Here is a 12,620-nt window from a genome sequence, read left to right as displayed (position 1 = left end):
CCGGCGCAAGCGACGACTATGAGGAATGACAATGGACTGGAGTCGTTACGGAAACCCCGAAATGGTCGACTGGCAAGGGCGGGGGTATTTTGCTTACCCTGACGTCGTGACCATGCCTCCCGGAAGGGAAGTCGGGCGGTTGCCGCAGGAGGGTGACTACTTTCAATGGCTGGAGGCCCTGAGGCGGGCAAAGCTTGGCGATTTCAGCCTACTGCCAGGGCTCGTCGAATTGGGCAGCGGCGACACCCATCCGGTCAACCGACGCCTGTGCGCGGAGCTGCTGGGCGATGCCGGACCGACGTCTACCGTCGACAGTCTCGCAACACGACTGGCATCCGAAGAAGTGGGGCTTGAGCTCACACTGGCCTGGGGCGCAGTGCTCACGCGGCGCGGAAAGCTGGCCGATATGCCCATTGTTCTGGCTGCATTCGAACGGGTCGCGACCATCAGCGATGCCGAGATCCTGCCAGTGCATCTCTCGGGTTGTCTGGAGACGGGGTACGAACTCTGCGACCACCAGGACTATGATTCACTGGAAAGCTATCGCAACGCGGTGCTCAACAGATGCGCCGAACTGGCAGGTAGATTCGGTACGGACCAGGTCTGTGTGGACGGCGGTGAACCGCTGAGTGTGATTGGCCTGGCCCAGCGGATTTTGCGGCGCCTGCGAGAACCTTGTTTTCCATTCGAACTGCGCCGGCGCTTCGAGTGTGCGACCGGCATCGACTGCTCTTCTTTTTATCATGATCGGGTGTTCAGACCGATGCAGGCGTCAGCCCTTCTGGAAGCCTTTCTCGAAGACCCCCATGCCAGTAGGTTCGAAAGTGGTGTTCGTTATTTCTTCGGGCATCGTATTCCGGATCAGGAAAATCCACGCTAATTTGCCTGGTGATCTGCCTTTCCGGCCGGGGCAAATTCGGGAAACTCCTCCAGCAATGCCTTGTTCCCGCCGATGATGAGTTTTTTAACTGCCTGGGAGATGTTCAATCGCACCACCCCGGTCGAGATGGAATACATCGCCCACGCTTGTTCGGGCGTGCAATGAATAATTTGTTCTTCAATCTCGTTGTAGGCTTTGCTTTCGTCCGAGTTCAGGCTGGCTTGATAATCGCCTTGGCACATGATTTTGTCCCTTCCTAAGACCTCTAGGACAGTCCTGTTTAGTGAGGACTGTCCTTCCCTATGCAGTTTTAATTACGTCAAACAGCCCCTCAGGCCGGGGGCGACTCGCCTGTCCAATTGAGCGCCGGGCAAGCCAGCGGTTTAAATGCCGCTCTTCACGTTGGTCCAGACGCGGGTGCGAATTCGTTCCAAGGCCAGGGGCAACGGCTCCAGAGGGACAAGTGAAGCAACTGTTTTCTTGTCTGGATAAATCCAGGGGTTGTCACGTAATTGTTGCTCGACAAACTCAGTGGCGTCTTTGTTGGCGTTGGGATACAGCGTGTGATTTGAAGTCTTTGCGATGATTTCAGGGCGCAGCATGTAATTGATAAACGCCATGCCTTCCTTCGGATGGGGAGCGTCTTTCAATAAAACCAGATTTTCCGACCAGACCAGTGCTCCCTCGCGAGGGAGGCTGTAGGCGATCTTGCGCCCGGTTTGGTTTTTCTCGTTGATGGCCTGCGCAGCCAGAGCACCATTGGCCCATCCCACTACCGCACAGATATTGCCGTCGGCGAGGTCAGCGTCAATTCGGGATGAGTCGAAATAAAGCACGTAAGGACGGATTTTCAACAGCAGCGCCTGGGCCTTCTTGTAGTCATCCGGATTTTTGCTGTTGCTCGGCAGCCCCAGATAATGCAAAGCAATCGAAATGATTTCGCTGGGCGAATCGAGCATCGCCACGCCACAGGACTTCAGTTTACTGATGTTCTCTTCTTTGAATATCAGGTCCCAGCTGTCGACCGGAGCATCGTCGCCCAGTGCGGCTTTGACTTTATCGACGTCATAGCCGATGCCCGTGGTGCCCCAGAGATAGGGTACGGCGTAACGATTACCAGGATCGTTGACGGCAAGTTGGGACAAGATGTCCGGATCGACATGGGATAAATTGCCGAGCTGATTCCGATCCAGCGGCTGGAGCACCCCGGCCTGGATCAGACTTGGCAAGACATTGGAGGTGGCGACAACCACGTCGTATCCCGTGCGGCCAGCCATCACCTTGCTCTGCATGATTTCGGCACTGTCAAATGCATCCATGTGGAAGCGGGTGCCGGTTTCCTGCTCGAACTCCTTCGGGGTCTGGGGGGCGATAAACCCAAACCAGTTGTACAGATGCATGCCGGGTTCCACAGCTCCCACCGAGGTGCTTATCCCGATACAAAGAAGCGAGGCTGAAAATATGCTGCGCAGGCGCGACTTGCTCATACAACTATCCTTGTCAAGACGAGGCCCCTCATGGTCCTCGTAACCCGGTAGCGAATATACCGGGCATTGACGGAGAGTAAATACCTACGAATACACTGCCAAAAGTCCTCCCGTGTAGAGCGCACAGCCCGCATCACCAAAGGCACCCAGTCAATCTGCGCCTTGAGTAGCGCGCTCTCATGGAGCCATGCCGCTCCGGAGAGCAACAGATTCAACAAGGTTCGACGTCTGGCGCAAACGGCGCAGGTGCTCCCGTCCATCCCGGTGCCAGCCGTCGTAGCGGCTTGATCAGCAGACCGAGACAAGCCAGCAGCACATACAGAAGCCCGGCGATGGCAAACAGCAAGCTCAACCCGCCGATCTTGCCGCTGCCCAGTACCGGGGCGAGTGTGGTCTGCCAAGCGCCGGGGGCGCTCAACAGCGGGATCGCCCAAGTGTCCGCCAGGGTGCCGGCGCCCAAGGCACCGATCGGCATCGCCAGCAGGCAAACCATCTGCCGCGTCGACAGGACGCGTCCCAGCACTTCGGCCGGCAGGCTGCGCTGCCAGAAGCTCTGGTCGCTGCTGGTGCTCAGCGAGAAGCAGCCAAACGCAACGAAAGCCGCTGCGTACAGCAGCAGCGGGGAGTCGCTGATGCCGATGCCTAGCACGCTGGCGCCCAGCAACAGATCCGCGAGCAATACAGTGCGGATCAGCCGGGCGGGTGGCCTGGCCACCACCCACAACGAGCCGGCGAGCATGCCCAGGCCGCCGCAGGTCATCACAGTGCCCAGCACCAGCACTGAATGGCGCTCCATCACCAACGGCGATAACAGCGCCGAGGCCAGGCCGAGCATCAGGTGTTTCAGCGCCAGGTAGCCCAACAGTGCCCACAATGCCGGACGGGCACGCAGCACTGCCAGTACACTCGGCACGCCAACGGTGGATGCGGCGCGGCCGGTGCCAGTGACGCGCAGCGCCGAAGCGACCAGCGCCAGCCAAATCAGGATGCCCGCGGAAAACAGCACCGTGCCCACATCCAACAACAGCACTCCGGGAACGCCGAAAGCGCCCAGCAGCAATGCCGCCAGGGTCGGCGCGAGCAGCTGCGGCAAGCCAACCATCAGTTGCATCAGGCCGTTGGCCCGTCCGATGGCGCGAGGGCTGTGCAGCAAGCGCGGGATCGCCGCCTGGCAGACCAGCATGCGCACCACCAGCGCACTGGAGTTGATCGCGGCGAAGGCATACACCTGGCCGCGATCCAATGCACCCTGGTCGAACAACCACCACAACACCAGCGCGGCGAGTCCACTGCAGCCTTCGACACCGAGCAAAATCGCCCGCGCCTCGCAACGGTCCACCAGCCAGCCGGCCAGCGGTGCCAGGAGCAGGCCAGGCAACGCCGACAAGGCGATGACCCAGGCGTAGTCGGTGACACTGGCCTGTTGCTGCAACAACCAGATGCCCAGGCTGAAAGCCGCGAGAGCCGATCCCAGGGTCGAAGCGACCTGGCCGAGCCAGGCCCACAGCCAGGGCCTGGCCGCCCGGGCCCCTTGTGGGAGCGAGCCCGATCGCGATGGCGCCGGCTCAGTCGACGTCATTGACGGCTGAGTACTGGCTCTGCGAGTAAGCTCGCGCCCGGTTCGGGGAGCACCTGTGTCAATCTTCATCGGATAACGGCGCCTCCAGCGCGGGCCAGTGGTGGCGCAGGTGAGCGGCCAGGGTGGGGGCCGCACGTGCCTTGAGGATCGACAGGTGGTCGCAGTCGGCGATCACGCACCGCTGGCAGTCCAGGGCGAAGGCATCCCAGTGCTGTTCGACCGAAGTGGGTGGTTCACGGCCGTGCTCGGCCTGCAGCAGTACCACGGGGCCTGGGTAGGCCGGCGTCGGCTGGTAGTCGGTCGCCAGGTTGGCCTGGAACACCCGCAGCGGGCCGAGCAGCGACGTGGGCTTGGCCTGTGCCGGCATCAGGCCGACAGCCTGCATCCGCTCCAGCAACGTGGCGCATTGTGCTTCCGGCTCCTGATTCGCCAGGGTGTCCAAGTCAAGCTCCAGGCTGCATCCGGCGTCGAGTTCCAGCAACGCTACGTAGCGCCCCAAGGCCTCGCGGGCGTCACGGGCCATGCGCTTGCCCGGTACACGACTGTCGATCAGCAGCACCGGTGCCACCTGCGCACCGCTCGCCTGCAACTGACGGGCGATTTCAAAGGCCAACCAGCCGCCGAACGAATGCCCCAGCAGGTAGTAGGGGCCCTGTGGCACTTGGGCACGGATTTCCCGCACGTAGGCGCGGGCCGCCGCCTGCACCGACCCATGGGGTTCGCTGCGGCCATCGAGGCCACGGGCTTGCAGCCCGATCACCGTCAACCGCCCATCCAACTGGCGCACCAAAGGCACGAAACTGCTCACGTTGGCGCCTGCGCCCGGCACCATGAACAGGCACGGCGCATTGGGCGAACCGGTTTGCAAGGTCAGGCTGGACCGGCTGGCGGCAGGTTTGAGCGGATGCGACTCGCTTTGGTCCAGCGCCCGTTCCAGGGCGGCCGCCAGACCTTGCAGATGGTTCGGATCGCGCATGATCGACCAGTGATCGCCTGCGATTCGCTGTTCCATCAAGTTCGCGCCCAGCAGCGCTCGCCAGTCGGCACCCAGGTCGCGGGCGCCGGTCAACTCGGGACGCGCCGAAGCCGCGCTGAATAGATGCACAGGCAAGCCCAGTGGCGCCGGCCGGTAGCGAACCATGGCGTTGCGCAAGGTCAGGTTCAGGCGCGCACGGCGGATCAGTGCCGGGCGATCGAAGGCGGGCGGCAACCAACCTCGGCTGCGCGCCGTGGCGAGCACGGCGTCGAGGTCCAGGCCGCGGTGCCATGGCACCTGCCTATCCTCATCGACCTGTTGGGTGGCCAGATAGCCAAGCAACTGCTGGCGCAGATCACTTTCGTCGAGGCTGAAGGGCAACACCGGTGCCCGCAGTGCCCCTGGTTGACTGCTGTCGATCAGTCCGAGAAACGCCACTTGCTCGTCCTCGCCCAGCAGTTGACGCGCCATTTCATAGGCCAGCACACCGCCGGCCGACCAGCCCGCCAGCCGATAAGGACCGTCGGGCTGAACAGTGCGCAACAGCGTGATGTAGCGCTTGGCGAGGGTCGGGTTGTCGATACCGTCTTCCAGCTCGGCTGCGGCCTGCACGGCGTAGAGACCGAGTTCCGGGTCCAGGTGACGGGCCAGCCGTTCATACGGCAGCGCCTCACCGGTGCCCTCGTGGATGAAGAACAGTGGTGGCTGGCGGCCGCCGCCCGTGCGAATACACAACAGGCCCTGGGCCTCAGCGGCGTCCCGGGTCACCACCTGACGGGCCAGTGCTGCCAGGTTCTCGGCGTTGAACAGCGCACCCACGGTCACGTCCAGGCCTTGTGCGCGCAGGCCGTCGAGCAGTTGCACCAGCAGCAACGAATGTCCGCCGAGGGCAAAGAAGTTGTCTTCACGGCCGACCTGCTCAACCCCTAGCAACTGCGACCACAGCTGCGCCAGACAGGTTTCCGTGGCACCGTGCGGGGGCGTGTAGGGACGTTGCTGCAGAGCCTGACGGTCCGGCGCCGGCAAGGCACGTCGATCCAGTTTGCCGTTGGCCGTCAGCGGCCATTCTTGCAACTGGACATAGGCGCCGGGCAGCATGTGCGCTGGCAGTTGTTCGGCCAGGGCAGCGCGCAGCGTCCCCGGTTCCAGGTCGCCACCCGGCTCGGCCAGCAGGTAGGCGACCAGCCGCGGATCGCCTGGCTCGTCCTGGCGTGCCAGCACCACGGCCGAACGCACGCCGTCCAACGCCACGAGTCGCGCTTCGATTTCCCCCAGCTCGATGCGAAAGCCGCGCACTTTGACCTGTTGGTCGTTACGGCCCAGGTAGTGCAACCGGCCGTCGGCGGTCCAGCGGGCCAGGTCGCCGGTCTTGTAGAGCCGCTCGCCGCGACTTCCGGCGAACCGCGCTGGCAGGAAGCGTTCGGCATCCAGGGCCGGTCGGTTCAGGTAGCCCCGGGCAAGGCCGGGCCCGGCAACGTGGATCTCGCCGACCACGCCCTGGGGCACCAACTCGCCATGTTCATCGAGCAAGTAGATCCGCAGGTCCGGGATCGGCCGGCCGATGGGCACCAGCCCGGTGTCGGTGTTGCAGTCGGCGGCTTCGATCGCTTGATAGGTGACGTGCACCGTGGTCTCGGTGATGCCGTACATGTTCACCAGTTGTGTACGGTGGCTGTCCGGCCGTGCGAACCAGGGCCGTAGTGCCGCGCCGTCGAGGGCTTCACCACCGAACACAATGCAGCGCAGGCGATGGGGCGCGGCGCGGGTCTGCTTCATCCAGGCATAGAAGGCGCTGGGGGTTTGGTTGAGGACCGTGACGCCGGTGTTTACCAGCAGGTCGTAGAAATCCTGCGGACTGCGTGCGGTCAAATACGGCACGACCACCAGCCGGCCGCCGTGCAGCAGCGCGCCCCAGATTTCCCAGACCGAGAAGTCGAACGCGAAGGAATGAAACAGCGTCCAGACATCCCGCTCGTTGAACCCGAACCAGCCTTCGGTAGCGCTGAACAACCTTAGCACCGCGCGGTGTTCGACCATCACGCCCTTGGGCACGCCGGTGGAGCCGGAGGTGTAGATGATGTACGCCAGGTCGGTATCGCTGGCCTGAGGATCGGCCGGCAGGTCTGTTCCGGACTGTTCGCCCCAGCTGCCGCAATGCGGGTCCAGGGACAGGGCCGTGCAATCGGCAGGCACCAGCAGCGTTGGCGGAAGTGTCCCGAGGGTCAGTACCACTCGGGGGTTGCTGTCACCAAGGATGAAGTTCAAGCGTTGCGCGGGATAGACCGGGTCCAGCGGCACATAGGCGCCGCCGGCCTTGAGGCTCGCCAGGATGCCCACGAGCATGTCCAGGCCGCGCTCGGCGTGGATCGCCACGCGGCTTTCCGGGCCTACACCCAGCTCCCGAAGACGATGAGCCAGGCGGTTGGCGCGTTGGTTGAGGGCACGATAACTGAGGGTCTGCGTGCCGTACTGGAGTGCAATGGCATCGCCTCGGCGCGCAGCCTGGGCCTCGAAACGCTGGTGCAGGCGTTCGCCCGATGCCGGCTCCAGGGGAGCGACGGGGTTGAAACCGTCGAGCAACTGCTGGCGTTCGGCCCGGCTGAGCAAGTCGATGGTGGTCACGGTTTGTCGATCGTCGGCGACCATGGCCCGCAGCACCGACAGCAGGGCATGCCAATGGCGCGCCACGGTGGAGGCATCGAATAACGCGGTGGCGTAATTGAAACCGCCCTGGATCACGCCGCCGACCTCATGGACGTCCAGCGCCAGGTCGAACTTGGCCGTGGTCACGGGCGCGCCAACGCTTTCCAGCTGCAAACCGTTGCCCAGATCAAGCTCCCCACGGGGCGCGTTCTGCCAGGCCAGCATCAATTGGAAAACCGCGTTATGGGCCTGTGACCGCGGCGGGTTGAGTGCTTCGATGACCTGCTCGAAGGGCAAGTCCTGATGGTCCTGGGCGGCGAGGGCGTGCGCCCTGACCTGGGCGAGCAGCGCGTCGACCCGTGGCCCTTCGTCCAGGTCGATGCACAGGGCCTGGAAGTTGACGAAGAAACCGATCAGCGGTTCCAGCTCGACCCGTGCGCGGTTGGCGATGGGGGAGCCAATGACCACCTGGGCTTGGCCCGAGAAACGACTGACCACCACGGACCAGGCGGCCAGCAAGGTCATGTACAAGGTTACGCTATGGCGCTGGCTCAAGGTCTTGAGACCCTGGGTCAGCTCTGCGTCGATGAGCACCGGCAAGCTGGCACCCGCGTAATCCAGGCGCGGCGGGCGTGGCCGGTCAGTGGGCAAGGTGACGCAGGTCGGTGCGGCGCCCAGGTGCGCGGTCCAATAGGTACGCTGGCGCTGCAGTTCATCGCCTTGCAGCCATTGGCGTTGCCACAGGGTGTAGTCGCCGTACTGGTGCGTCAGTGCCGGCAATGGATCGTCCCGGCCCTGGCTGAAGGCCCGGTAGAGCTGGGAAAACTCGTCGGTGAGCACCCCCATGGACCAGCCGTCCGAGACCAGGTGGTGCACGGTCACCAGCAGGATGTGGTCGTCGGCGTCCAGGCGCAGCAGGCGGGCACGGACCGGCCACTGGTCGGTGAGGTCGAAGGGCCGACCGGCTTCTTCGGCGCAATGGGCTTGCCACTCCGTCGCGCCGGCTGTGCTCAGGTCCAGGCTGACCAGCGGCAAGGCGGCGGGCGGGTCGATGACTTGTCGCGCTTGTCCGGACAGGCTGACAAAGCGCGTGCGCAGGCTTTCATGGCGCGCCACGATGCGGTCAAGGGCCCGGCGCAGGGCGCTTTCATCCAACTGGCCGCGCAAGCGCAAACCGGCCGGCATGTTGAAGGCCGCTGTCGAATCCGGATTGAGTTGCTGGATCAGCCAGAGGTTTTGCTGGGCGAACGACAGCGGCAGCGGCTGACGGCGATCAGCCTCCGGCAACGGGGCCTGACGGCTGTGGACGGAACTGCCAAGCAGCGTGGCCAGGGCGTGCAGGCGTGGCTGGGCGAAGACCGCCGAGAGCGGCACTTCCAGGCCCAACCGGTGGCGGACCTGAGCGAGCAAGCGCAACGCCAGCAACGAATGCCCACCGAGGGCGAAAAAGTCATCCTCTCGACCAATCGGCTCGACGCCAAGCAGTTCACTCCAGATCGCCGCCAGGCCGACTTCCAGCTCGCCCCGTGGCGCGCTGTAGGGCATCTGGGCGAATGATTCAGGCGTTGGGGCCGGTAGGCGCAGGCGATCGACCTTGCCATTGGCGGTCAGCGGCAGGCTCGCCAGTTGCACGAAGGCGGCTGGCACCATGTACTCCGGCAGACGTTCGCTCAACTGGCTGCGCAGCGCCAGTGGCGGCAGCGCTTGGGCCGCGTTGAAGTAGGCCACCAGGCGGGGTTCGCCACGCTCGCCCTGTTGCACGACGACCACCGATTCGCGGATGCCGGGCACTTGATCTAGGCGACTCTCTATCTCGGCGAGCTCGACCCGATAACCGCGGATCTTGACCTGCGAGTCGTTGCGTCCCAGGTATTGCAAGGTGCCTTCGACAGTCCAGCGCGCCAGGTCACCGGTTTTGTAGAGGCGTGCTCCGCCGTGTTGGTCGAGGGGGTGGTCAATGAAGCGTTCAGCGGTCAGGTCCGGTCGATTCAGATAGCCTTGGGCCAGGGCCAGGCCCGCCACATGCAACTCACCCACCGCGCCCTGGGGCACCCATTGGCCATGAGCGTCCAGCAGACACACCTGGGTATTGGCAATCGGACGGCCGATCACCGGTACGTCGGCCCATTGCTCGGGGTCATCGCCCAGGGTATGGGCACAGACCACATGGGTTTCGGTCGGACCGTAGTGGTTGTGCAGGCGTGCCTGGGGATGCTGGCGAAAAAACGCGCGCAGCGCCGCGGTAATGCGCAAGGTCTCGCCGGCCACGATTACATCGCGCAGCGCCGGCAACGCCAGCGGTGCTTCGCTCCAGCGCTCGGCCAGTGCCGCCAGGGCAATGTACGGCAGGAACAGGCGTTCGATGCGGTTATCGCAGAGCCACTGCGGCAGGGCGGCGAGGTCAAGGCGCCGGGCTTCGTCCAGCAGCACCAAGGTGCCGCCGCTGCCCAGGGTGGAGAACATCTCCTGAAAGGCCACGTCGAAGCCCAGCGCGGCGAATTGCAGGGTGCGCGCGGCGCCAGGCAGCGCGTGACCGGCCTGCCAGGTCAACAGGTTGCTCAGAGCCAGATGCCCCATGGCGACGCCTTTGGGCAGGCCGGTAGAACCGGAGGTGTACATGACGTACGCCAGATCGTCCGGGCTCGGTTGCGCCAACGGTGGTGCGGCGGGGACGGGTGTCGCCGTGGCCGAGAGACGCACGGACAACGTGCGGCAGCCCTCGCCAGTCTGCAAGGCCTCGACCCGCTCGACATCCCACAGCAGCAGGCAGGGCTGGCAGTCGTCAATGATGCCTTGCCGACGGGCAATCGGCTGACCGGGGTCGAGCGGCACGTAGGCCGCCCCGGTCTTGAGCGTGGCAACCAGGGCCAGCACCATTTCCAGGCTACGGGGCAGGTGGATGGCCACTCGTTGGCCGGGCCCTGCGCCCTGGTCGATCATTGCCCAGGCCAAGTGGTTGGCCTGGCGGTCCAGTTCCCCATAGCTCAAGCCGCGCCCATGCAGTTCAACGGCGATGGCGTCAGGCTGCAGCAGCGCTTGACGCTCGAAGGGGCGGTGCACCCAGCTCGCCTCGGGGAATGGGGTCGGCGCCGGGTTGAGCTGGTACAGCAGGCGCTGGCGTTCGTCGGCGTCGACCAGTGCCAGGTGTGTGATCGCCTGGCGATCGTCGGCGATGAACTGACGCAGCACCTGGACCAGATAAGACCAATGCCGGCTGACGCTGGCGCTGTCATACAGGGCCGAGGCGTAGTTGAACCCACCGACGATCCGGCCCTCGGCTTCGTAGAGCTCCAGGGAAAGATCGAACGGCGCGGTGGTCTGCTCCCCGGCCAGGGGCGTAAGGCTCAGGCCGTCGAGGTCCAGGCGGCTGCGGGGCGCGTTCTGCCAGGCGAACATCAGCTGGAACACCGGCGTATGGGCCAACGAACGCGGCGGGTTGAGCGCCTCGACCACGTGCTCGAACGGAACGTCCTGATGGGCTTGGGCCTGCAACGCATGCTCGCGAACCTGGGCCAGCAACTGGCTGATGTCCGGCTCGCCGCTCAGGTCCACGCACAGTGCCTGGGTGTTGACGAAAAAGCCGATCAGCGGCTCCACTTCGCTGCGAGTGCGGTTGGCGACCGGGGTACCGATGACCACGCGTGCCTGCCCGGACAGGCGTGCCACCACCACGGCCCAGGCGGCCAGCAGCGTCATGTACAACGACGTACCGTGGCGCTGCCCCAGCGCTTTGAGCTGCGAAACGGTGGGCTCATCCAGAGCCAACTCCAGGCGCGCACCGGCGAAATCCTGGCGCGGCGGCCGTGGGCGGTCGGTGGGCAGGTCGACCCGTTCCGGGGCCTCGCGCAGGTGTTCGAGCCAATAGGCCAATTGCTTGGCACCACGCTCGCCGGCCAACCATTGACGCTGCCAGGCGGCGTAGTCGGCGTATTGAATGGCCAGGGGCGCGAGCGAGTCGGGTACGTTGCCGTGGAAAGCTTTGTACAGCACCGAGAGTTCGTCGATCAGCACGCCGATGGACCAGCCGTCAGCGATGATGTGGTGCAAAGTCACGTGCAGCACATGGCGATGGACACCCAGGCGCGCCAACCACACCCGCAGCAATGGGCCCTCGCTCAAATCGAAGGGACGGGCGGCTTCATGGGCCATGGCGGGCTGCAAGTCGGCGGCTTTAGCCAGCTCCACGCGTTCGAAATCCCAGCGCGGGGTGGGGTCGATAACTTGCCGGACCTCGCCGTCCTGCTCGATGAATCGCGTGCGCAGCACCGCGTGGCGCTCGACGATACGTGCCAGGGCATTGCGCAAGGCGTTTTCGTCCAGCTCGCCGTCCAAGCGCAGGGCACCGCTGATGTGATAGGCAGCGCTGGCCTGGGCGTCCAGGCGTGCGATGAACCAGAGACGCTGTTGGGCGAATGACAAGGGCCGCGCCGCTGTCTGCGGCAATACGGGAATGCCCGTCAGGGTGCTGCGTGCCGCTTTGACCAGCAACGGTGCCAGTCCGGCCACGCTCGGGTGCGCGTACAGGGTGGCCAGGGGCAGTTCAAGGCCCAGGCGTTGGCGCACCCGCGAAACCCATTGCACGGCCAGCAGCGAATGCCCGCCCAGCTCGAAGAAATCATCGTGCCGGCCAACCCGGGCCACGCCCAGGAGGTCGCACCAGATTTCGGCCATGAGGCTTTCCTGTTCTCCGCGTGGTGCCTCGTAAGTCTGGGTGCTCCAGGCGTCTTCGCCGGGGCGCGGCAAGGCCGCGCGGTCGAGTTTGCCGTTGGGCGTCAACGGCAGGCTGTCCAGCGGCACGATCAGGGCCGGCACCATGTGTCCCGGCAAAACCTCGGCCAGGGCATCGCGTAGGGCCGTCGCAACCAGTGGTTCATGACCGGCGGCCGCCACCGCGTAGGCCACCAACGCCGGCTCGCGGCCCTCACGCGCAAGTGCCAGCACCGCTGCGGCGCTGACCTGGGGCAGGGCCAGCAAGGCCGCTTCGATTTCCCCCAATTCGATGCGAAAACCACGGATCTTGACCTGGAAGTCGTTGCGTCCCAGGTAATGGAGCTG

5 protein-coding genes (1 of these 5 only partly in view) are annotated in these 12,620 nt (G+C 64.6%); 1 reads left to right on the top strand and 4 read right to left on the bottom strand.

Features of this window, described 5'->3' with window-relative positions; all coding sequences use genetic code 11:
• Window positions 1-31: 31 nt before the first annotated feature.
• Entirely contained in the window at window positions 32-880 is an 849-nt protein-coding gene (locus EGM97_RS11390; protein WP_238964706.1) for a hypothetical protein, read from the top strand.
• Here the strand turns inward: EGM97_RS11390 and EGM97_RS11385 are convergent.
• The 4 genes from EGM97_RS11385 to EGM97_RS11370 form a co-directional block, all read right to left on the bottom strand.
• On the bottom strand, window positions 877-1,122 hold the full coding sequence (locus EGM97_RS11385) for a hypothetical protein (RefSeq protein ID WP_238964707.1): 246 nt from the start codon (window positions 1,120-1,122) through the stop codon (window positions 877-879). The genes EGM97_RS11390 and EGM97_RS11385 overlap by 4 nt on opposite strands.
• A 141-nt stretch (window positions 1,123-1,263) precedes the next feature.
• Window positions 1,264-2,367, bottom strand: coding sequence for a polyamine ABC transporter substrate-binding protein (locus tag EGM97_RS11380; protein WP_238964708.1), 1,104 nt, complete (start codon window positions 2,365-2,367; stop codon window positions 1,264-1,266).
• 211 nt (window positions 2,368-2,578) lie between these two features.
• Window positions 2,579-3,946: an MFS transporter gene (locus EGM97_RS11375; protein ID WP_238964709.1), complete on the bottom strand. Its 1,368-nt coding sequence runs from the start codon at window positions 3,944-3,946 to the stop codon at window positions 2,579-2,581.
• A gap of 58 nt (window positions 3,947-4,004) precedes the next feature.
• Window positions 4,005-12,620: the final stretch of a non-ribosomal peptide synthase/polyketide synthase gene (locus EGM97_RS11370; RefSeq protein WP_477788804.1), read on the bottom strand. It continues 9,183 nt past the right edge of the window; 8,616 of the gene's 17,799 nt are visible here — the last part of the coding sequence; the start codon falls outside the window, past its right edge; its stop codon occupies window positions 4,005-4,007.

Source organism: Pseudomonas sp. AF32, from assembly GCF_022342325.2.
In the GTDB taxonomy this organism is placed as follows: Bacteria; Pseudomonadota; Gammaproteobacteria; order Pseudomonadales; family Pseudomonadaceae; genus Aquipseudomonas; species Aquipseudomonas uvaldensis.
This window is presented reverse-complemented; position numbering and strand designations above follow the sequence as displayed.